At 71.4% G+C, this 22080-nt stretch carries 18 protein-coding genes; 9 read left to right on the top strand and 9 right to left on the bottom strand.

The genetic code is table 11. The features are described 5' to 3' along the window. Positions 1 to 777, bottom strand: a 777-nt coding sequence (locus tag A33M_RS22385; protein WP_052027024.1) for a hypothetical protein, incomplete at its 3' end; no start/stop codon positions are given. 377 nt (positions 778 to 1154) lie between these two features. On the opposite strand from A33M_RS22385, the gene A33M_RS11665 reads away from it, so the two are divergent. After that, positions 1155 to 1574: a hypothetical protein gene (locus tag A33M_RS11665; protein WP_008387293.1), complete on the top strand. Its 420-nt coding sequence runs from the start codon at positions 1155 to 1157 to the stop codon at positions 1572 to 1574. 549 nt (positions 1575 to 2123) lie between these two features. Here A33M_RS11665 and A33M_RS22380 read toward each other — a convergent pair. Next, positions 2124 to 3653: an NAD(P)H-dependent oxidoreductase gene (locus A33M_RS22380; protein WP_008387291.1), complete on the bottom strand. Its 1530-nt coding sequence runs from the start codon at positions 3651 to 3653 to the stop codon at positions 2124 to 2126. Positions 3654 to 4042: 389 nt separating this feature from the next. After that, entirely contained in the window at positions 4043 to 5596 is a 1554-nt protein-coding gene (gene guaA, locus A33M_RS11655; protein WP_008387287.1) for a glutamine-hydrolyzing GMP synthase, read from the bottom strand. Positions 5597 to 5790: 194 nt separating this feature from the next. Between guaA and A33M_RS22375 the strand changes: the two genes are divergently transcribed. Then, complete coding sequence (locus A33M_RS22375) at positions 5791 to 6210, top strand: hypothetical protein (protein WP_008387283.1); 420 nt, start codon at positions 5791 to 5793, stop codon at positions 6208 to 6210. Between the two features lie 20 nt (positions 6211 to 6230). After that, entirely contained in the window at positions 6231 to 7010 is a 780-nt protein-coding gene (locus A33M_RS11645) for a leucyl/phenylalanyl-tRNA--protein transferase (protein WP_008387281.1), read from the top strand. A 1-nt stretch (position 7011) separates the two neighbouring features. Here A33M_RS11645 and A33M_RS11640 read toward each other — a convergent pair whose 3' ends face one another. Beyond that, the gene (locus A33M_RS11640) at positions 7012 to 8307 is read right to left on the bottom strand and encodes an RsmB/NOP family class I SAM-dependent RNA methyltransferase (RefSeq protein WP_008387279.1); all 1296 of its coding nucleotides are present in this window, start codon (positions 8305 to 8307) and stop codon (positions 7012 to 7014) included. A 94-nt stretch (positions 8308 to 8401) separates the two neighbouring features. Between A33M_RS11640 and A33M_RS11635 the strand changes: the two genes are divergently transcribed. Continuing rightward, positions 8402 to 8986 (top strand): MarR family winged helix-turn-helix transcriptional regulator, encoded by a 585-nt coding sequence (locus A33M_RS11635; RefSeq protein ID WP_237718354.1) that lies wholly within the window; start codon positions 8402 to 8404, stop codon positions 8984 to 8986. Then, entirely contained in the window at positions 8986 to 9480 is a 495-nt protein-coding gene (locus A33M_RS11630; protein WP_008387276.1) for a hypothetical protein, read from the top strand. Before A33M_RS11635 ends, A33M_RS11630 begins: the two co-directional genes overlap by 1 nt. Before the next feature lie 6 nt (positions 9481 to 9486). On the opposite strand, the gene A33M_RS22370 is transcribed toward A33M_RS11630, so the two are convergent. Together A33M_RS22370 and A33M_RS11620 are read right to left on the bottom strand one after the other, a co-directional pair. Continuing rightward, entirely contained in the window at positions 9487 to 11376 is a 1890-nt protein-coding gene (locus A33M_RS22370; protein ID WP_157223443.1) for a hypothetical protein, read from the bottom strand. 108 nt (positions 11377 to 11484) lie between these two features. Next, on the bottom strand, positions 11485 to 11898 hold the full coding sequence (locus A33M_RS11620; protein ID WP_237718356.1) for an MAPEG family protein: 414 nt from the start codon (positions 11896 to 11898) through the stop codon (positions 11485 to 11487). A 186-nt stretch (positions 11899 to 12084) separates the two neighbouring features. Here A33M_RS11620 and A33M_RS11615 point away from each other — a divergent pair, with 186 nt between their 5' ends. Both A33M_RS11615 and A33M_RS11610 read left to right on the top strand, forming a co-directional pair. Further along, positions 12085 to 13284 carry an amidase gene (locus A33M_RS11615; RefSeq protein ID WP_008387269.1) on the top strand — a complete coding sequence of 400 codons (1200 nt, stop codon included), beginning with the start codon at positions 12085 to 12087 and terminating at the stop codon, positions 13282 to 13284. A 320-nt stretch (positions 13285 to 13604) separates the two neighbouring features. Then, positions 13605 to 14267, top strand: coding sequence for a YciI family protein (locus A33M_RS11610; RefSeq protein ID WP_008387267.1), 663 nt, complete (start codon positions 13605 to 13607; stop codon positions 14265 to 14267). A gap of 85 nt (positions 14268 to 14352) precedes the next feature. Here the strand turns inward: A33M_RS11610 and A33M_RS22365 are convergent, their stop codons facing one another. The 3 genes from A33M_RS22365 to A33M_RS11595 all read right to left on the bottom strand — a co-directional run bounded on the left by A33M_RS22365 (position 14353) and on the right by A33M_RS11595 (position 17546). Continuing rightward, positions 14353 to 15771 carry a sensor histidine kinase gene (locus tag A33M_RS22365; protein ID WP_192814109.1) on the bottom strand — a complete coding sequence of 473 codons (1419 nt, stop codon included), beginning with the start codon at positions 15769 to 15771 and terminating at the stop codon, positions 14353 to 14355. Between the two features lie 503 nt (positions 15772 to 16274). Continuing rightward, on the bottom strand, positions 16275 to 16568 hold the full coding sequence (locus tag A33M_RS11600; RefSeq protein WP_008387260.1) for a hypothetical protein: 294 nt from the start codon (positions 16566 to 16568) through the stop codon (positions 16275 to 16277). 330 nt (positions 16569 to 16898) lie between these two features. After that, a complete protein-coding gene (locus A33M_RS11595; RefSeq protein WP_008387258.1) occupies positions 16899 to 17546 on the bottom strand; it encodes a Tll0287-like domain-containing protein in 648 nt (215 codons plus the stop codon). 375 nt (positions 17547 to 17921) lie between these two features. Here A33M_RS11595 and A33M_RS11590 point away from each other — a divergent pair, with 375 nt between their 5' ends. Both A33M_RS11590 and A33M_RS11585 read left to right on the top strand, forming a co-directional pair. After that, complete coding sequence (locus tag A33M_RS11590; protein WP_008387256.1) at positions 17922 to 20693, top strand: bifunctional diguanylate cyclase/phosphodiesterase; 2772 nt, start codon at positions 17922 to 17924, stop codon at positions 20691 to 20693. Next, positions 20690 to 21832 carry a DUF2336 domain-containing protein gene (locus A33M_RS11585; protein ID WP_008387254.1) on the top strand — a complete coding sequence of 381 codons (1143 nt, stop codon included), beginning with the start codon at positions 20690 to 20692 and terminating at the stop codon, positions 21830 to 21832. The genes A33M_RS11590 and A33M_RS11585 overlap by 4 nt, the downstream gene beginning before the upstream one ends. The last annotated feature ends 248 nt before the right edge of the window (positions 21833 to 22080 follow it).

The following is a 22080-nucleotide window of genomic DNA, read 5'->3' as shown; positions in this document are numbered from 1 at the left end:
CGAGGGCCCCCCTGGGCCGCCGGGCGGGGTGGCGCCGGCGCCGCCGCTCGCGGTGGCGGCGACCTCGTCGGACGGCGCCGCGCCGGGGACCGCCGACATCGCCGGTCCGCCCGCGCCTGCCGGCACCGGATGGTCGCCGGCCAGCCAGCCGGCGCCGTGGCGGGCGAGCAGCGTCTCGAAGGTGCGCTCGCGCAGGTTTTCGGTGACCCGGCCGGGATCGTCCAGAAGCGCGAGGGCGGCGCAGCGTTCCGCCGTGCAGCCCCGCCGGTCGGCGAGCACGAAGGCGACCACGCCGAACCGGTCGGCCGACAGCGATGCGCGCAGCGGCGCGAGCGCGCGGCGGAGCGCGCCGTCCTGCGGCGCCGCGGCATGCGCCTCGTCGAGCAGCGCGAGCTCCGCGCCGACATGGGCGACCGCCGCCGCCACCGTCTCCGGCCCGCCGAACAGCCGCCTGGCGCACGCCAGCGCGAGCGAGTCGCTCGCCGCCCCGTCGAGGCAGGCGAGCGGCGAGCCCGCCGCCAGCGCCCGGCCGGCGAGCGCGTCGGCCCGTGCCACCAGCGCGCGACGCTCGGCCGCCCGCTCCGGCCCGAAGGCGCGGTCGACCACCGCCCACAAGACGCCGGCGCCGAGCACCAGTGCGGCCAGCGCCGCGAGAATCGGCCCGCGGCTGCCGCTGCGCCACAGGCCGAGCACGCCGACCGCGAGAACCACGGCGGCGCCCGCGCCGACGGCCCACACCGGCACCACCATGGCGGCCGCCGGATCGAACCCGATCATCCCGTCCTCCCCGGAGGCCCCGCCTCCGCTGCCCCGGTCGCTTCCCGGCGGCTGCCGCCGGTCTCTTACCCGGCGGCGCGAGCCTAGTCATCGGTGTGGCGACAGTGGGTCGGCCGTGCGGGCATCCACCGGCCCGCCGCGCCCGCCCTTCCCGATCCGCCGTTCCGCCCTGCCCTCCCTTTCCGCCCCGCTCTCCCTGGGCCGCCTTCCCCTCCCTCTCCGCCCCCCCGGAGGCGCCCGCTGGTCGCGGCGGGCGGTTGCGCTTCCGTCCGGACCCCGGCACTGTCCGGCACCCGGCACGTCCCGGATCGTCTCCCGGATCGTTCTTACGAGTCCGGGCCGTCTTCTCCGACACCGCAGGGAGGCTTCGTTTTCCGATGACGCGACGGATCGCCACCGCTGTCGTCGCCGGCCTCGTCGCGCTCGCGCCGGCCGTGTCGCCCGCCGCGGCCGAGCCGCAGGCCGCACCGCTGGTCGGACGCGGCATCGGCACCACGCCCTGCGCGACGCTCGCCCGCGACCTGAAGCCCGCCGAGGGCTTGTCGAGCCCGGTCGGCGTGATGCTCTATGCCTGGGTGCAGGGCTATGCCAGCGCCGCCAATGTCGCGCTGCTCGAAACGACCGGCACCCATGTCGACCTGGCGCCACTCGATCAGGCGACGGTGCTGACGCGGATCGCCGACTACTGCGCCGCGCATCCCGACGCCCGCCCGATCGCCGCGGTGGACGACCTTCTGCGCCACGCCGACAAGCATCCCGCCCGGTGGGACCGCGGCACGGTCGACTGGACGAAGTGATCCTCCCCGGCGTCTCGCAAATCGCCGCTTTCGCGGGCCGGCGATGTTCGACCTTGGTCTAATTCGGATGGCGGAGAACGCGAGGAAAGGCCCGCGGAATGCGCACGTCTGCCCTCCCTGCGACCGCATGCTCCACATTTTTCGGAGCGATGGCTGATCTAGATCAAAGCCGCTTCGGGCTCACGGAAGCATTGTCCGGACGAGCGATCGGTCAGGGGGCCTCGGGCTCGATCTGATCGATAGTCTTGGTGCGCAGCGTCGTGCCACGGGGGTGCGCGATGCTGCGATGCCCAGCGGGCGGTTCGCAAGGACCGCCCGCTTTTTTTCGTTCGGGCACCATCTCGTCGGGCACATCTCGGCCCGGCACCTTTTCGGTCCGGCATCCTTTCCAATCGCACGCCGTGTTCGCTCGGTCGCCGCGAGCGGCTTCGCGCCGCCGGCCGGTTCTCGATCGACGGCGGCTCGGACGGCGGCAACGCGCCGCCGGCCGGACACGCCCTGCTCCCAGCGACGATCTCCGGCGAGAAACGGACGACCCGGACGACGCCGTCAGCCCGGTTCGGCAGACGCCGCATCGTGCCGCAGCCGCGCCCGCGCATCCTGGCGGAGACGGTCGATGCGATCCTCGATCATGCCGCGGCGGCGCTGCGCCGCGGCGTCCTCGCTCTCCTTTTGGGCGCTGAGAACGTAGCCGACCGGCATGTACCGGGCCTCCTCGGTCCGCATCGCCGCCAGCCGGCCGGCGGCGACGCGCGACGCGACCGCCGCAAAGGCGCTCAGATCGCCAACGATCTCGCCCGCGTCGACCAGCGCCCCGTCGACCAGCCGCCCGACCAGCGGCTTCGTCATGATGGTGTGATGGCGCAGGAACGACGTCATCATGCGGATCGCATGGGTATCGGCGCCGATCGCCTCGGCCAGGCACAGCGGCGCGACCACGAGGTCGGACCACACATAGTCGCCGCGGCGCAGATAGCGGCTGCGCTCGACGAAGGTTTGGTAGCCGCCGACGATCCGCGCCCGGTCGCGTGGGACGGCGACCACCGGCACCAGGGCGTCGTGATGGAGAAGCAGCGGATGCAGCTCCGCCATCGCGTCGCGGCCGGAGGTGATGACGCAGCGGTACACCGCGTCGACATCGATGCCGGTCGGACAGATGTCGCAGGCGATGCAGCGATCGAGGTGCCGGTCGACCACGTCGACCACGGTCGCCGCCACGGCCGACCCGAGCCGCGCCACCAGCGCCTCGACCGACCGCCGTGCCGCTCCGTCCACGGTGTCCTGCAGAACCAGGAACAGCACCCGGGGCGGGCCGGCGAGCCGGCCGCCGCTCGCCAGGGTTTCGAGCACGCGGGCCATGCGGCGCCCGACGCCCATGGCGGTGTCGATGCCGTAGCGGTCGCGGTGCATCGTGCCGACGTCGCCCGCGTGCCCGGTGCCGCCGTATTGCGCCGTCGTCTCGCTGTCGTTGCCGACCGCGATCAGGCCGAGGCCCAGCATGTCGAGCATTTGATAGATCAGCGTCGTCTCCTGGCCGCCGTTGCGCTTGGCGCCGACCGAGATGCCGCCGTACGGCCGCCCGGCGAGCGCGTCGCGCAGCCCCGCATCGGTGGCGATCAGCGTGATCAGGCTTTCCGCGAGGCTGCCGCGGTCACCGAAATAGACCGGGCCGGAGACCAGCAGGCCATCGGCCTCGCGCAGCTTTGCGCACAGCGCGTCGCGGTCCCGGACACCCCCGCCGGCGCCGAAATGCTCGGCGAGCGAGAGATGCGCGACCTCCGCCCCGGCCCGATGCGCGGCCCACAGGGCCGCGGCGAGCGCCACCTCGGAGTTGCTGAGGCCGGTCTCTCCCTTCGACTTTTTCAGATTACGATAGATCTCGACAAAGCCCTTGCCGTCGCGTCGGCCCGCCTGGACGAAATTCTCGAGATGAAGCTCGGACTGCGTGGCGAGGAACGTGTCGAGCGCCGGCCGGTCCGGCAGCGCCGTCAGCGCCTCGACCAGCAGCCGGTTGCCGGCCCCCCAGCGCGCGTTCCGGAGACTGGCCGCAATTCCCAGAAGTTTCGGGCGTCGCATCATGCGCGTGACCTCCGCGTGACCATCCAGCCCCGTCCGCCGAGGCCAGGATGTTGCACGCGAAGGTGGCAGTCGATATCGTATTCGCCCTCATTGCGAGATCCGCGCGACCGATCGCGGCGTCGCTGCCCTCCCCTCGTCTCTTCGCTCGGAGAGGTCCGACGCAGGCCGGCGACGCAGGCCGCAATGCGCGTCTCGGGACATCGGAACGGCGCGCCCGCGCGACCGTTACGCAGAGGGCAGCGGCGCAGCGCGGGGCGCTCGATCTCCCGGCCGTTCGCCGGTCACCCACCGTCATCGAGACCAGCGCGCGATGGTGAGCGGATCTCTCCGCCTCGCGAAAACGCCGAGATCGCCTCCCGTTCAGCCGCGCGACCGCGGCCGAAAATCAATCACTCCCACTCGATGGTGCCGGGGGGCTTCGAGGTCACGTCGTAGACGACGCGGTTGACGCCCTTCACCTCGTTGATGATGCGGGTGGCGGCGCGGGCCAGGAACTTCATGTCGAAGTGATAGAAGTCGGCGGTCATGCCGTCGGTCGAGGTGACTGCGCGCAGCGCGACGACGTAATCGTAGGTGCGGCCGTCGCCCATCACGCCGACCGTCTTCACCGGCAGAAGCACGGCAAAGGCCTGCCAGATGTCGTCGTAGAGCCCGGCGCGGCGGATCTCTTCGATGTAGATCTCGTCGGCGTAGCGGAGGATCTCGAGCTTTTCGGCAGTGATCTCGCCCGGGCAGCGGATCGCCAGCCCCGGCCCCGGAAACGGATGGCGGCCGACGAACACGTCCGGCAGGCCGAGCTCGCGGCCGAGCGCGCGCACCTCGTCCTTGAACAGCTCGCGCAAGGGCTCGACGAGCGTCATGTTCATCCGCTCGGGCAGGCCGCCGACATTGTGGTGCGACTTGATGGTCACCGACGGGCCGCCGGTCGCAGAAACGCTCTCGATCACGTCCGGATACAGCGTGCCCTGCGCCAAGAACTCGGCGCCGCCCAGCTTCTTGGCCTCCGCCTCGAAGATGTCGATGAACGCCTTGCCGATGATTTTCCGCTTCTGCTCGGGATCGACCACGCCGTCGAGCTGGCGCAGGAATTCTTCGCGGGCGTTCACGTGCACGAGCGGGATGTTGTAGCTGCCGCGAAACAGCGTGATCACGCGCTTCGCCTCGCCCCGGCGCAGCAGGCCGTGGTCGACGAACACGCAGGTGAGCTGGTCGCCGATCGCCTCGTGCAGCAGCACCGCCGCCACCGCGGAATCGACGCCGCCCGAAAGCCCACAGATCACCCGCGCCGAGCCGACCTGCGCGCGCACCTTCTGGATCGCCTCGTCCCGGAACGCCTTCATGCTCCAGTCGCCGACGCAGCCCGCGACCTTGCGCACGAAATTGCGCAGCAGGAGCGCGCCGTGCGGCGTGTGCATCACCTCGAGGTGGAACTGGGTGCCGTAGAAGCGCCGCCCCTCGTCGGCGATCACCGCGACCGGCGCGTTGGGCGAGGTGGCGACCACCTTGAAGCCCTCCGGCACCTTGGTGACGCGGTCGCCGTGGCTCATCCACACCGGGTACTTCTCGCCCGGCATCCACACGCCGTCGAACAGCGCGCTGTCGGCCGACACCTCGACCTCGGCGCCGCCGAACTCGCCGGCATGGCCCGCCTCGACCTCGCCGCCGAGCTGCTTCGCCATCGCCTGCTCGCCGTAGCAGATGCCGAGGATCGGCACGCCGGCGTCGTACAGGAAGGCGGGCGCCAGCGGCGCCCCCGGCTCCAGCACCGAGGCCGGACCGCCCGAGAGGATCACGCCCTTCGGCCGCATGGCGGCAAAGGCCTCCTCGGCCTTGGTGAAGGGCACGATCTCCGAATAGACCCCCTCCTCCCGCACGCGGCGGGCGATCAGCTGGGTCACCTGGGAGCCGAAATCGACGATCAGAATTTTGTCGTGCGTGGTCATGCGGAGGGGTTAGCGGATCGCGCGATCCGCCGCAATCCGGGCCGCGCGCAACCCACGCCGAAATCGGCCGCAGAACTCGCTTCCACGACTCGCTTCGCGGCCGAACCGTGCGCCGGCGTAACCGCTCATAAAGGCGGTACCGGGACAATCGTGGCGAGCACACATTCGCAAACGCCGAGCCGGGACGGGACCGCATGACCGAGACGACCCCCGTTGCGCCGCCATCCGCCGCCGAGGTCGCCGCCCGCCGCGCCGCCCTGTTTCGCGAGACGCCGGGCCGGCACCTCGCCCGCGTCGCGCTCGGCACCGCCTGGGCGCTGAAGCCGCGGCGGATCGGCGGGTTGCCGGCGCTCGGCCGGCTGTGGCTCGCCGACCTCGCTTCGCCGGCCCCCGGCCTGCCCGATCCCGCCCGCCCGGTCAACGCGGCCGGCGCCTGCGGCATCGTCCACGACCTCGCGCCGGAGACGCTGGTCGCCGCCTATGCTCGCGGGTTGTTTCCGCTCGCCCATTTCGGGCCGCTCAAATGGATGTCGCCGGCCGAGCGCTTCGTGCTGCCGGTCGAGCGCTTCCATCTCGAGAAGGAGGCCCGGCGGGTGCTCAAGCAGGGCCGCTGAAGCCGCCGCGCACCGGCAGCGTGCCGCCGCTCGTCTGGCTGACGATCGCCGACTTCCTCGAGCCGGAGATCGACCTGCCCGATCCCGACCGCACGGTGAACGCCATGGGCGTCTGCGGCATCGTCCACGATCTCTCGCCGGCCGGGCTGACGGCGGCCTACGGGCGCGGCCTGTTTCCCTTCGCCCATCTCGGGCCGCTCAAATGGATGTCGCCGGAGGCGCGCTGCGTGCTGTTCTTCGACGAATTGCACATCCAGAAGCGCTTGCGCCGGCAGCTGCGCCAGGGCCGCCACACGGTGACCTTCGACCGCGACTTCGAGGGCGTGATCACCGCCTGCGCCGGCCGCCGCGAGGGCCGCTGGCGGCTCACCTGGATCACCCCGCGCATCATGCGCGCCTATGCCGAGCTGTTCGACGCCGGCCACGCGCATTCCTTCGAGGTGTGGAACCAGGACGGCGCTCTGGTCGGCGGCGGCTACGGCGTGGCGGCGAACGGCTGCTTCTTCACCGAGTCGCAGTTCTCCCGCGAGCCGAACACCTCGAAGCTCGGCTTCACCGTGCTCAACTGGCACCTCGCGCACTGGGGCTTTCTGCTCAACGACGGCAAATGGCCGACGCCGACCATTCTCGACATGGGCTTTCGCGACATTTCGCGCGCCGAGTTCGGGCAGCGGCTGGCGCAGGGCGCGGGCGTGCCGACCCGGGTCGGGCGCTGGGAGGTCGAGACCGACCTGAAGACCGTCGCCGCCTGGCAGCCGGGCGGCGCGGCCGCCGAAGGCCGGAAAGCCGAGGCCGAGTAGGTCATTCCCGTCGCAGCATCGCGACAAAAAACCCGTCGGTGCCGGTCCTGCGCGGGGTCATCAGAAGCCCCTCGGCGCTCTGGCGCGAGGCGGCGAGGAATTCTTCCGCGCGGTCCCCGAGCGCGCCCGCCACATCTGCCGGCGGCACCACCGCAAAACCGGGGTGGCGGGCGAGAAAACCGGAAATCTGGTCGGCATTCTCCTCGGCGAGCAGCGAGCAGGTGACATAGACGATCCGCCCGCCGGGCTTCACCAGCCCCACCGCCCGGTCGAGCACCGTCGCCTGCTGGGTCACCCGTTCGGCGAGCGCGCCGGGCCGCACCCGCCATTTGGCGTCCGGATTGCGGCGCCAGGTGCCGATTCCGGTGCACGGCGCGTCGATCAGCACGAGGTCGGCACGACCGGACAAATCGGCGAGCACGTCGGCGCCCTTGCGCGGCGTGCGGACCTGCACGTTGCGCACGCCCGCCCGCTCGAGCCGGGCATGGATCGGCGCGAGCCGGCGGATGTCGAGGTCGGTCGCGAAAATCTGGCCGTGATTCTCCATCGCCGCGGCGAGCGCCAAGGTCTTGCCGCCGCCGCCGGCGCACAGGTCGATCACCTGCTCGCCCGGTTTTGCGCCGGCGAGGAGCGCCGCGAGCTGCGAGCCCTCGTCCTGGATCTCGATCAGCCCTTTGAGAAACGCCGGCTCCGACTGCACCGGCGGGCTTTTGGCGTCCGCCGCGACAAAAATCCGGACACCGGCCGGCGACCACGGGGTCGGCTCGGCCCCGAGATGAGCGAGCGACGCCAACACCTTGTCGCGGCTCGCTTTCAGCGTGTTGACACGGAGGTCGAGCGGGGCCCGATCGGCGAGCGCCCGGCCCTCCTCGGCCCGCTCCTCGCCAAACACGCGGGCGAGCGAGGCATCGAGCCATTCGGGAAAATCGCCGGCGACGTGCGGCGCGCTCGCGAGGGTTTCATCTTCGAGTGCCGCACGCTCGGCGGGCGTCAGCGGCGCGGGCGAGAACCGGCCGCCGTCGAACAGCGTTTCGATCGCCGCGAGGTCGAGCCCGCGGGCGAGCCGCAGCATGCCGAGCACGACCGCCCGCGGCGCGTCGTCGGCCATGAGATGCGCGGCCGACGCCTTGCGGCGCAGCGAATCGTAGACGAGGCCGGCGATCGCGGCGCGGTCGCCGGAGCCGGCGAAGCGGTGGGCGAGGCCCCAGTCCTTGAGGGCGTCGGGTGCCGGCCGGCGGCGGGCGGCGATGTCGGCCAAGACGTCGATGGCGGCGGAGAGGCGAGCGGCGGGAGTCATGCCGCCCGTCTCCCACACCGGCGCGCCGGACGCCACTGCTTTCGAACGACCGATCGCAGGCCGCCGCGCCGATATTGACAGCACGCTGTCGTTCATGCAGCATGCTGTCATGAAGAGCCGCTTTCACCAAAACCTCACACCGGCCGGCGAGGTCTTGACCGAGCTGATGCTGGAGACGTTTCGCCTCAACGGCCGGCTGCTCGCCGCCGGCGACCGCCTGGTGGCGCCGCTCGGCCTCACCAGCGCGCGCTGGCAGATTCTCGGGGCGATCGCGCTCGCCGGAAACGCCCAGCCGGTCGCCCACATCGCCCGCGACATGGGGCTCGCCCGCCAGTCGGTGCAACGGGTGGTGGACGAGCTGGCCCGCGAAAAGCTGGTCGCCTTCGCCGACAACCCGCACCACCGCCGCGCAAAGCTGGTGGCGCTGACGGAGCACGGCGCCGCCGCCTATCGCGACGCCATCGCCGCCCATGCCGGCTGGTCGAACGCGCTCGCGGAAGATTTGTCGGCAGAAGAAATCGGCCGGGCGCTCGTGGTGCTCACCACGCTGCGCGAAAAACTCGAGCGCGCCCATGCCGCCCAAGCTCGTGCGCGCAAAACGTCGCTCGTCCGCGCCGTGCGGGCGCGCCGCGAAAAAATCTCCGACGAACCTGCATCGACACCCGAAGGGAGCACGTGATGGACACCTCCTCGACCACTGCGTCCACCGCCTCGCCCGCCACCGGCGCGACGACGCGAAAAATCGTGCGGCGGCTGCATGCCGGTGCCGGCACGATCGCGTTCGCGACCATCCTCCTGTTCTGGACGTCGACCGTCTGGTCGGAGCTGTTCACGGATGCCGCCACCGTCGCCGCGGTGAAGCGGACGATCGCCTGGGCGCTCCTGCTGCTGGTGCCGGCGCTGGCGCTCACCGGCGCGTCCGGCTTTCGCCTCGCCGGCCGGCACGGCGGCGCGCTGGTCGAGCGAAAGCGCCGCCGCATGCCGCTGATCGCCGCCAACGGCGTGCTCGTGCTGGTGCCGTGCGCGCTGGTGCTGGCGACGCTCTCGGCGAGAGGAGATTTCGGGCCGACCTTTCAGGCGGTGCAGGCGCTGGAGCTGATCGCCGGCGCGACCAATCTCTTGCTGATCGGCCGCAATTTTCGCGACGGGTTCTTGCTCGCACGCGCCGGCTGAAGCGCATCACAGAACGGCGGCCGGCGTCTCGGAAAAGTCGCGGCGCCAGCGCCGCGACAGCGAGGCGTCGAACCCCGCCCAGGCCTCGTCGAGCTTGCCGTCGAGAAAGACCTCGCGCTCGTGCGCCTTGCCGATCATCAGCCAGTGGAGCTGCGGCAGGGCATAGCGGAAGAAAGCGAGCCACTGAGCCCAGTTCACCATCAGCGGGTTCTGCGTGATCGCGACCTTGCCGGCGTCGACGGCCGCCGCGACCGTATGGGCGATGAAGAGCCCGGTTTGCAGGCGTGGCTTGCGGCCGACCGGCAGCGCCTCGCCGAGCGCTTTACCCTCCGCCAGCTCGCGGGCGAGCCAGCTGGTGCGCACCACCACCTCGATCGCCGCGGTGCAGACGCCGCCGGCGAGAAAGTGGCGGAAGTCGTAGCCCGAGCGATACATCGCGGCGGTGATCTCCGCCACGTCGTGACCGCCGATCGAATGGCCGTGCAGCCGCAGAAGCGGTGCGAACAGCGGCGGCGGCAGCCCGGCCGGGGTGGCGATGTCGGACGCCATGTGGCCGGCAACGGTTCCGAAGGCGCCCACGAGCCGGGAGAAGATGCCGCCGGTGTCGGCCACGCCGCCCACGCCCGGCTGAACCACCACGGAGCCGTCGGTGCCGAGCGCGGTGAAGGAGCCGCACAGCACGTCGCGCACGCCGAAAATCCAGCCGAGCAGCGGGTCGTGGCCGACCGCCTGGAGCCGATGCGTGCCGGGGCTGAGGCCGGCGACCGGATGCGTGAGCCCGTGGCTCGCCGATACATCGAAGGGCACCGGATAAGCCCGCTCGAGGGCCCGCACGGTGTCCGCCGGCAGCAACCGGGAAAACCCGTCGTCGAGCACCCGTGAGAGCCATCCGCTCTCGCCGCCGGAAGCGCCGAGAAAGCCGGGATGCGCCGGGACCCGGACGAGAAGCACGTGCGCGAGTGCACCGAGCAGGCCAGCCGCACCGGCAACGGACCAATCGAACGGCGTCAGCCGATGCAGCGCCTCGAACTCCTCGTTCCATGCCGAGAGCTGTGCGAGAACCGCCGCCTGCTCCTCGCGCGACAGAACGTCGTCGAAGGTCGCCGGCGCGCCGGACTCCGCGGTGGCCTCGGCCACCAGCTCGTCCCAGGACCGAATCACCGGAACAGTCCGGACGACCGGCGTGCTCCGCAGCACAGGTGCCGGCACGATCTCCACCGCGGCCACGGCAGTCGCCGGACCGACCAGCCGTTCGGCGCGCCAGACGGCCGCGGCCACACCGGCATCGAGCACGGCCATCCTTTGCGCCTCGGCGTTCAGCCGACGGCGCTGTGCGGCCATCACGGCGAGGAGATCCTCGGTCGGATCGCGATCGTCCCGAAGACCTTCGATCATCGCCTGGAGCTGGGTCACCAGCACCTGGAGATAGTTCAATCGCTCGGCGGAGGCCTCGTTCTTGCGATTCAACTCGGACAGCAACGCATCCTGCTTGAGCAGCGCCTCGTGGAGCAACGCCTCGCGCTCGACACGAACCGGCACCGACGTGCCGAGACCGACCCGGCGGCCGACACACGCGGCGACCTCCGCGCCTCTCGCCGCCGTCGACCAGAACCACGTGATCCCGGCCTGTCCCGCCCGGCGAACGACTTCGAGGCCAGTCGTCGCCGCCTCGAGGGCGGGGCCGCAGCGGGCCCAGATCGCATCGAGATCGATCGAAGAAACGCCTTCTTTCAGAGAGTCGACCACAGCATCGAGATGCGACACCAGCGACGACGAGGCGACGGTGCGGGAGCGATCGGCGATCGCCTGCCCGGCTTCCGCCAGAACGGCGCGTGCCCAATCGCTCGACGACGGCACCGGTACCGAAGGAACCGACGGCAAGGTGTCCCCGCTCATGGCGCGCCCCTTTTGGAAACACGCCACGATAGCACCATCACACCTTTTACGCGAGTCGTGACCAGCGACGGTTTTGCTCTCCGCGCTCGGCGAGCCGGCTGACGCGCGTCACACCCGCAGAAGAATCGAGATTGCGAAAAGGCCCCACGCCACCGCCAGCACGATCGCGCTGGCGACGTGCAGCAGGCCGGCGCGGCGGGCCGCCCCGCCGGTCGCCGCCCCGCCGGTCACCAAAACGCCCGCGTGCAGCACACGCAACGCGACGAACACCGCCGCCAGCATCACGAACATCAGATCGGCGTGGCGGGTGACGATCGAGACCAGCGTCAGCACGTAGAGGAGGACCGGCAGCTCGAGCTCGGCGCGATAGGCCGCGGCGCACCCGTCCGCCCGCAGGCCACCAGGCGCCATGCTCCTCGGCGAAACGCCCCTCCCCGCTCCGGCCAAACCACCGCCGGCGCACAGGAGCAGCGCGAAGGTGAGCAGAACCTCGACGAGCAGCGGGGCGAGAACGACGGGCATCGACACGGGAAAAAACTCCTCTTCCGGCGAGCCTTCCTCAACCCGCCCGCCCCTCGGCGGTTCCGCATGCGCGGCTCGGCCCGCCGCGCGCGCAACCGAGCGATGCGGCGGGGCGCGTTGACAGGCCGGCGAGCCGGAGGCTTCGATGGCGTGCCTCCCACACACCCCTCCGGCAGCAGCAAAAAAATGTCCGAGAATTTCCGCTCCGCCTTCGTGCCGCACGACCTCACCGCGCCGGTGACCGGCGCGTCGACCGGGCCGCTCGCCGGCCTGACGGCCGCCGTCAAGGACATGTACGACGTCGCCGGCACCCGCACCGGCGGCGGCAGCCCGGCCTGGCTCGCCGCCCATCCACCGGCCGAGCGCAATGCCGGGCTGGTCGAAAAGCTGCTCGGCGCCGGCGCGACCATCGTCGGCAAGACGGTGTGCGACGAGTTCTTCTACTCGGTCGCCGGCACCAACGCGCATTACGGCACGCCGGTGAACCCGCGGGCGCCCGGCCGCATCCCCGGCGGCTCGTCGAGCGGCTCGGCCTCGGCGGCCGCGAGCGGCGTGTGCGATGTCGCGCTCGGCAGCGACACCGGCGGCTCGGTACGCATCCCGGCGGCGTTCTGCGGCCTCTACGGCCTACGGCCGACGCTCGGGCGGATGGATCTGTCCGGCGCGATGGCGATGGCGCCCTCGTTCGACGTGCCCGGCTGGATGGCCGCCGGCCCCGGCGTGTTCGCAAAAGTCGGCGACGTGCTGCTGTCCGGCAGCGCGGCGCGCACGCCGGTCGACAAGGTGATCGTGCTGGACGACGCGTTCGCGCAGGCCGATCCCGAGGTCGCGGCCTTTTTGGAGGAAACGCTCGCGGCGATGGGGGACGCGCTGCCGAAGATGTCGCACGGCGCGATCGCGCCGGAAGGCTTCGACGTGTGGCGCGAGGCGTTCCGCGTGGTGCAGGCGTTCGAGGTGTGGAAGACGTTCGGCGCGTTCGTCGAAAGCAAAAATCCGGCTTTCGGGCCGGGCGTGCGCGAGCGCTTCGAGACCGCCGCGAAGATCACCGCCGAGGAGGCGGACGCCGCGCGGGTGGTGAAGCGCAACGCGACCGAATGGATCCACGGCGTCGCCGCGCCCGGCACCGTGCTGGCGCTGCCGACCGCGCCGTGCATCGCGCCGCGCGCCGACGAGCCGGCCGATTACATGGAATCGTTCCGCGTGCGGGTGATGCGGCTCACCTGCACCGCCGGCATCAGCGGGCTGCCGCAGGTGACGATCCCGGCCGGCACCATTTCCGGGTGCCCGATCGGCCTGTCGTTCATCGGCTGGCCGGGCGCCGACGAGATCCTGCTCGAGCTCGCGGTGACGCTGTCGCGTTTCGTCGGCGCGACGAGCCGATCGTGAGACTCGGGACCGGAGCGCCGTCGCGGCCGCGTGCGTCACGCTCGTGAAAGAAAATCGCCCGGGCGAGAGCCCGAGCGAAGGTGCTTCACGTCGCCGCCACGTGGGACTCGACGGCGGACGCCACGGGAGACGCTTTCGATCACACGATCCCGAGCAACCAGAGAACGATCACGAGACTCAACGGAACGCCCAAGAGCCAAAGAATGATGGGCATGGATGCCTCCTCCATGTGTGTCCTTCCTGGTTCGACAACGTCAGGGTGCCGGGCGTGTTCCATCCTGCCGGTATCGGATACGGTCCGCGCCTGAAGGGAGCCTGCGATGCTGTTCTTCGTCTATGCACGCGACGCGGCCGGCGCCGGCGCGAAGCGGCGCGCGCTGCTGCCGCCGCACTGGGATTTCATGACGCCGCACATCCCGGCGATGGTCGCCCGCGGGCCGACGGTGACGGAGGCGAACGACGCGGTCACCGGCAGCCTGCACATCGTCGATCTTCGAGACTGCGCGGCGGCAGCCCGGTTCGTCGCGGACGATCCGTTGATGCGGGGCGGCGTGTTTGCCGACGTGAGAACGTGGCGGTTCGCCAATCTGCTCGACCGCACGATGTGGGCGTTTTCCGGCGAGGCGAACCACCCGCGCTTTCTGGTGATCGCCCCGGCACGCTCGGCGGACGACAGCGCGGCGCGCGGGGCGGACGCGAGCGTGGCGGACGCGAGCGTGGAGGACGTGACCCGGCGCCAGGCGGCGTGGGCGCGCGAGCCGGCGCAGGCGTCGCATGTGATCGTGATCGGGCCGCTGCTCGGCGACGACGGCACGTCGTGGCAGGGCACCGCGCTGCTGTTGGAAGCGCCCGACGCCGCGGCCGCCGAAGCCGTGCTGCGCTCCGAGCCGGCGACGGCTTCGGGTCTCCACGGCGAGGCGGAGTGGCACCGCTGGCGGTTCGGCGGGGCGGAAAACCTGCGCGACCTCGTCGCGCCGCGCTGAACGTCGGACGGAACGAGCCGGACGTATCGAGCCGGACGGATCGAGCCGGAAGATTTCGCGCGCCGGCACGGTGCCGGGGAAAAAATCACTCGGCTGCCGCTTCGTCCCGATCGATCGGCAGCGCCGGCCGGGGCACGCGAATCTCGAACGCCGCGCCCGACAGCGTCGGCAGCGCGCGCAGCGTGCCGCCCACCTGCCCCACCGCGCCCGATGCCATCCGCATGCCGAAGCCGCGCGCTTTCGCGATCTCGAAATCGGGCGGCAGGCCGTGCCCGGTGTCGGTGACGGTGACGACCAGCGCCGCCTCGTCGCGGATGCAGCGCACGTGCACCGACGGGCGATCGACGCCGGCGTGGCGCAGCGCGTTGGTCACCAGCTCGTTGACCGCGAGCACGATCGGCACCGCCGTCTCGGTGGTCAGCACCTGCGGGCCGTCGGTGGCGAGCGAGATCTCGGCGTCGCGGCTCGACAGCCCGGCGAGGTCGCCGATGATCCGGTGCAGCAGGTTGCACAGGTCGACGCGGGTGAAGTCGTCGGTCTCGTAGAGATGATCGTGGATGCGGGCGATCGCGCCGACGCGCTGCTGCAGATCGATCAGGAGCTTGCGCGCGGCGGCCTGATCGGTGCGGCGCGAGCAGGCCCAGATGAGGCCGGCGACCATCTGCAGATTGTTCTTCATGCGGTGATGGATCTCGCCGAGCAGCATCACGTTGCGACGGTGCGCGTCGCGCAGCGCCGCCTCGGCGGCGACCTGCCGGCTGACGTCGCGGACGATCGCGGCGATGCCGGCGCGGCCGCCGTCCGGGTCGTCCATCGGCCCGGTGGTGACGGAGACGTCGAGCGTGTGGCCGTCCTTGGCGACCCAGCGCGTCGTGAAGTGCACGCTCTCGCTGGACAGCAGCGCCGCCGGCGAGGCGTCGCCCTCGGGCAGCGCGAGCGGAAACAGCACGCTCGCCGGTCGCCCGACGATCTCCTCCGCGGGGTGGCCGAACATTTGCTCGGCCGCCGGATTCCAGGTGACGATGGTGCCCTTGCGGTCGAGCCCGACGATCGCATCGCCGGTGTGGTGGACGATCGAGGCGAGCCGCGCGGCGGCAGCGGCCTTGGTCGCGGCCGTGTCGCGGGCGCGCATCAGCCGGTGGACCACGACCACCAGCACGAGCGCGCAGATCAGGTAGGCGAGCGTCTCCGCCGGCACGGACGCCGGCCACGGCAGGAGGCCGGGGGTCGGCACCGTCGTCGCCGCACCGGCGAGGGCACCGAGGAGCGCGGCGAAGAGGCCGGCGCACGGCCCGCCGAGCAGCACCGCGACCGCCACGCCGGTGGCATGGACGACGGCGGCGGGATCGCTTCCGACCAGCACCGCGAGGACGACGCGGCACACGGTGGCGCCGCCGATCACCGCCGCGGCGACGAGCAGACAATGTGCTCCGGCCAAAAGGCTCGCTCCGGCCAAAAGGTGTGTTCCGGCCAAAAGGTCGGCACGAGATCGGGTGGCAGACATCACCTCTCTCCGCCACACGTGTCGTGCGGCCGACGCAGACCACTCTAGCACAGTCTCGCGGGACCGGACGTCGGCAAACGCTCGTCGTCCGACGGGCACGTTTGGTGGCGAAATTCGTCTTCGAGAGCGTGGCGCGCCCGACCGGATGCGGCCGGGCGAGCCGGACCCCCGTCCCTCCGAGCGGGACGACGCGCGACGCAGCGAACTCGGGGAGCGACCTCGGGACCGAACTCGAGGGAGTGCGTTCACGTACGAAGCCCGCGCGGCGACGGACCGCACGGGCATCGGACGACGCACGACCTGCCGTCGTCCCGCGAGCGGGCGCGGTGGCGAACGCCTCTCTGCAACTCGGTTCTGGAACTCGGTTACTTGCTACGCTCGTGCGCTCCGCCCCTCCCGCCGCGCGAAAGAGCGCAGCGGAGACGGAACCGCGGCGGGTTCTGCGGCCACCGGTCGTGCGGTCACCGGGGCTCGGGTCGCGCGCCTTGTCGCGCGCCTTGCGGTCACTCGAATTCCAGCGCCATCACCGGAATGTCGGCAGCGTCGATCGGGCCGCGCATCGCCATCGGGCGGGGATCGTCGTTCATCGCGTCGGTGCGGTCGGCGGTGCCGATGCCGGCAAACGCCTGGCGGGTGGCGGTATCGTCGGCGATCGCCAAGCCCTCCCACTGCTCGGAGGGCACCGGCGAGAACATCATCCGCTCCTCCATGAAGCGGTGCGAGGCGTACCGGCCGATGTCGTCCGCATAGGCGGACGTCGTTGCAGCCATCAGCAGCACCAGGGCGAGAGCCTTCATCTTGCGTCTCCTATCGAGATGCCGCCCACCCCGGTCCTCGACGGGACCCCTCACACGGCGGAGCGGCGAAGTGCCGGAAGGAAACGCACGAGAACACCGCCGGTTCTCGCGCCGCCGGCGACCCGAGAACACGTTTTCGCGAGCGCCTCGGCACTCCCCTACCACCGGGTGAAAACGGGCTCACACCAACGGCGACAGAGTCCGACCTCGTCCTGAGGAGCACTCCGCAGGAGTGCGTCTCGAAGGGCGAGGCCACGGTGCGGGCCTCATCCTTCGAGACGTCGCCTTCGGCGACCCTCAGGATGAGGTCATAGTTTCCCGCCGCTGGTATCAGAGCGGCTTCGACAGGGTGAAGGCGCCGCGCATGTCGCCCTCCGAGAAGCCGGTCGCCCGGTCGGCCGGATAGAGCTCGCGGATCTTGGCCGCCACCTCCGGCTTCAGGCTGCTGCCGTGGCAGGTCAGGCACGGCGCGGCGGTCGGGATCGCCGCCATGAAGCGAAACACCCGGCCGCCGTCGGTCTCGACGATCTCGGCGTGCGACAGGCCCGCGACCGGCGCGCCGGCGGCGATCTTCCGCGAAAATTCCTCGAGCACGCGGCGCTCGTAGTCGTCCGGCGCGGCGTTCGGGTTGCGCGGCTTCAGGCTGGTGCGGGCGATCCGCCAGCCGGAGCGGCGCGACTGCTCGGCCGCCATTCCGGGCGCCTCGTCGTGACAGAAGGCGATCGCCCCGACCGGGCCGGAGGTCTCCAGCGCCGACTTCACCGCGCCGAGCAGCGTTCCACCATAGCCTTTCGCCAGCGCACCGGCCTCGGCGGCGAGGGCCTTGGTGTCGGCCGTATCGGCGGCCCGATCGGCGACCGGAGCGACCGGCGCGGCGGCACCGGTGCGCTCGCCGGCGTTGCGCTCGCCGGCGTTGCCGGCATAGAGGGCGGCGGTGCCGATCGCCACGGCGGCCAAGGTGAGGGCCTTCAGCGTCATGGTGGTGGTCCTTCCGGGGTTTTCGCGACGACCGGACGCCCCGGCTGCGGGCGCCGTCGCCCGGCCGAGCGGGGCCGCCGGTCGCGGCCGTCCATGACGCTCGTCTACCGGCCCGACCGACCGCCTTCAGTGACGGAGTCACACCGCCGCACCACCGTCGCCTTCTCCACCGTCCCCGTGCGCGCAAAAGGCGGATCGCCCCGCCGCGAACATCTGCATTGTGCAATCGAAGATCGTCATAGTACTACCAGACTATTCTCTTTTACAAAAGGATCTGCCCGCTCGACAGTCTCGATCCATGATTTCTTAGGTTTTACCAGGTATCCGAACATCGAGGTCGTCTCGTCCGTCGCGTTCCAGACCCCGCCGAGGATCATGCCCCGCCCGAGGACGTTCCGTGCACTCGTCGTCGCCTCCGCCGCAGTGCTCGGCATCGCCGCCTGCGGGATCGGCGTCACGGCGTGGGCGGAGCGCGCGCGGGAGCTGCGCGACGGCGTGCGCGAGACGCAGAACGTCGCGGTGGTGCTGGCCAGCCAGTTCGCCCGCTCGCTGCGCACGATCGACGCGGCGCTCGGGGAGGTGCAGCGGCAGATCGAGCGCGACACGCCGGCCGGCGCGGCGGCGCCGACCCTGGGCGATCCGCAGACGTTCCGCGCCACCCTGCTGCAATATCTGCGGTTCCTGCCGGGCAGCGCGAACCTCGTGGTGACCGACGCACAGGGCCGGGCGCTGGTGAGCACGTCGAGCTGGCCGACGCCGGAGGTCGACCTCGCCGACCGCGATTATTTCCGCGAGCTCGCCCGCCACGACGACGGCCGGCTGGCGACCCCCGCGCCGCTGCGCAGCCGGTTCGACGGCCAGCCGACGATGGTGCTGGCCCGCCGGCTCACCGGACCCGACGGGGCGTTTCTCGGGGTCGTCGTGGTCGGCCTCGGGATGGGGTACTTCACCGAGGTCTATCGGACGATCGAGCCACTCGCCGAGCAGACCTTCTCGATCATCCGCAACGACGGCCGAATCTTCGTGCGCATGCCGGACGAGATCGACCGCGCCGGCGCGACCGTGCCGCCGAGCTGGCCGTGGCACCGGGTGGTCGCCAAAGGCGGCGGCACCTACCGGTCGCCCGGCCTGATCGGCAACCAGCCGCAATGGGTCGCCGCCGAGCCGCTCAGGGACTATCCGTTCGTCGTCACCCTGGCGGTGCCGGAGACGACCCTGCTCGCCGGCTGGCACGACCGCACGGTGGTCGTCGCCGCCGGCACCGCGGCCTTCCTGCTGATCACCATCACGCTGCTCCGGGTGATGGCGCAGCAATATCGCCGGCTGGTCGCCTCCCAGGTTTCGCTCGGCGAGAAGACGCGCCTGCTCGAGCAGGAGCACGACCTGCTGGCCGCCCACGAGACCGAGCTGAGCCGCCAGAACGAGCGGTTCGACGCGGCGCTCAACAACATGAGCCAGGGACTCGTGATGTTCGACGGCGACGGCCGGCTGGTCGTCTCCAACGAGCAGTACGCCCGCATCTTCGGCCTGCCGCCCGAGGTGTGCGTGCCGGGCACGCCGCTGCGCGACCTGCTCTGCTTCTCCGCCCTGCTGAAGCCCGGCGACGACCCCGACGAGATCGCCCGCGAGCTGATGTCGCGCGAATACACCGCAGGCGTCACCACCCGCCTCGAGCACACGCTGCGCGACGGGCGCATCATCTCGGTGCTGCACCGGCCGCTGAGCGACGGCGGCTGGCTGTCGACCCACGAGGACGTCACCGAGCGGCGCCGCTCCGAGGCCAAGATCGAGCGCCTCGCCCACAGCGACCTGCTCACCGGCGTCGCCAACCGCTCGCGCTTCCTCGAGAAGATCGCCGCCGCCCGCGGCCGCCTGCAGCGCGACGGTCGGCCGTTCTCGGTGCTGATGCTCGACCTCGACCGCTTCAAGCACGTCAACGACACGCTCGGCCACGCCGCCGGCGACGCGCTGCTGAAGGAGGCCGCACTGCGGCTGAAATCGTCGATCCGCTCGGCCGACGTGCTGGCGCGGCTCGGCGGCGACGAGTTCGCGATCATCCAGTCGCCGCCACGCGACTTCTCGCCGGCCGACGACCCCGTCGACGTGATGCGCGAGAGCGCCGTCTCGCTCGCCAGCCGGATCGTCGACCTGATCGGCATGCCCTACGACATCGACGGCCGCAAGGTGGTGATCGGCACCTCGATCGGCATCGCGATGGCGCCGAACGACGCGACCGACGCCGAGTCGCTGCTCAAGAAGGCCGACCTCGCGCTCTACGCGATCAAGGCGTCGGGGCGGAACGGCTTCGCCCTGTTCGACCCGTCGATGGCGGCGGAGGCCGACGAGCGCCAGCGGCTCGAGCTCGAGTTCCGCGAGAGCCTGCGGCGCGACGAGTTCGTGCTGCACTACCAGCCGCTGGTCGACGTCGCCAGCCGCCGGCTGCGGGCGATGGAGGCGCTGGTGCGCTGGAACCATCCCGAGCACGGCCTGGTTCCGCCCGACCGCTTCATCGCCATGGCCGAGGAGACCGGCCTCGTCGCCGTGCTCGGCGAGTGGGTGCTGCAGACCGCCTGCGCCGAGGCCGCCCGCTGGCCCGACGACGTTCGCGTCGCGGTCAACGTCTCGCCGGTGCAGTTCGACAAGTCGAACCTGCTCGACGTGATCATGATGGCGCTGGTCGATTCCGGCCTGCCGCCCGACCGGCTGGAGATCGAGATCACCGAGCGGGTGCTGCTCGAATGGGACGCCGACCGGCTGTCGACGCTCCACCAGTTGAAGAATCTCGGCGTCTCGATCTCGCTCGACGACTTCGGCACCGGCTACTCCTCGCTCGGTCATCTGCGGACCTTCCCGTTCGACAAGCTGAAGATCGACCGCTCCTTCATCGCCGAGATGCTGGATCACTCGGACTGTGCGGCGATCGTCTGCGCGATCGCCGCGCTCGCCCGCTCGCTCGACGTCGTGACGGTGGCGGAAGGGATCGAGACGGAGGCCCAGTTCCAGGCGCTGCGCGCGGCCGGCGTGACGCAGGCGCAGGGCTATCTGATTGGCCGGCCCGTCCCCGCCGGAGACACCGGCCTGCGCCGCGGATCGCGTCACGACGAAGCGCTGGCGGCGCTGCGCCTCGCCGACGAGGCCACGTCATGAGCGCCCGCCGGAGCGTGCTCGAGGAGCTCGAGGAAGCCCTGTCCACCCACGCGATCGCCTATCGCGCGGAAACGCTGCGGCGGATCACCGACCTGTTTCTCGGCGCCGCCGCCGACTACGACGAGCGCGAGATCGGCCTGTTCGACGACGTGATGGTGCGGCTGGTGGGCGAGATCGAATCGTCGGTGCGGGCGGTGCTCGCGCGCAAGCTCGCCACCGTCCCCAACGCGCCGCGCACGCTGATGCGCAAGCTCGCCGGCGACGAGGCGATCGAGGTGGCCGGGCCGGTGCTCACCCAGTCGCCGCGGCTCGACGACGCGACGCTGGTCGCCACCGCCACCACCGCGAGCCAGGGGCATCTGCTGGCGATCTCGCAGCGCTCCGCCATCAGCGCCGCGGTGACCGACGTGCTGGTCGAGCGGGGCGACCGCGAGGTCGCGCTGGCGACGGTGGAGAATGCCGGCGCCGTCTTCTCGACGGAAGGCCACCGCTTGCTGGTCGAGCGCTCGAAGACCGACGACGCGCTGGCGCTCGGCGTCTGGACCCGCGACGACATCCCGCGCCACCGGCTGCTCGAGCTGTTCACGGTGGCGACCGAGAAGGTCCGGCGCAGCCTGGAGGCGGCCGACGGCCAGACCACCCGGATGGTGCGCGACATGCTGTCGGAGGTCTCGGCCGGCTTCCAGTCGCACATCCGCACGCGGTCGCGCGACTTTTCCGAGGCGCAGCGCACGGTGGCGGCGGTCCATCGGGCGGGCCGGCTCGACGAGCACAAGGTGCGCGAATACGCGGCGACCGCCTCGTTCGACGAGACGGTGGTGGCGCTGGCGCTGCTCGCCGAGCTGCCGGTCGGCGCCTGCGAGCGGGCGATGGTGCAGCCGCGGCCGGAACTGGTGATCCTGCTCGCGCGGGCGATCGGCTTCTCCTGGAACACCACCCGCACGGTGCTGCGGCTGCGCGGTGCCCTGACCACCGGCGCGCACGACGACTGCCTCGCCGCCTTCAGCAAGCTGAAGCCGGAGACCGCACGCAAGGCGCTGCAGTTCCTGCGGCTGCGCGAGCGCGCCGCGGCGACCGGCGGCAAGGCGGGCGGTGGCAAGGCGGACGGCGGGCCGCGGGCGAGCGCCGGCACCGCCTGAGAGCGCAACCGGCGACGGGATCGGCGCGCGGCACCGGCGGCCGGAACAACACGCATCCCTCTACCGTTGATCGCAGAAGCCAAACGCTTCGCCCTCCGACGGCAGGGACTCGCGATGAAGCAGTCCGCCTACACGCTCGCGGTGCGCGACCGGGCCGGGCGACGCGCACTGTTCGACACCCGACGCGGCACCGCGCATCTGATACCGGATTCGGCTGATTGGTTCCGAGGCGGGATTCCCGGCGGGAG

The sequence above is a fragment of the Rhodovulum sp. PH10 genome (assembly GCF_000293785.1).
GTDB lineage: Bacteria > Pseudomonadota > Alphaproteobacteria > Rhizobiales > Xanthobacteraceae > Rhodoplanes.
The sequence above is the reverse complement of the archived record's forward strand: the minus strand, read 5'-3'. Positions and strand labels throughout refer to the sequence as shown.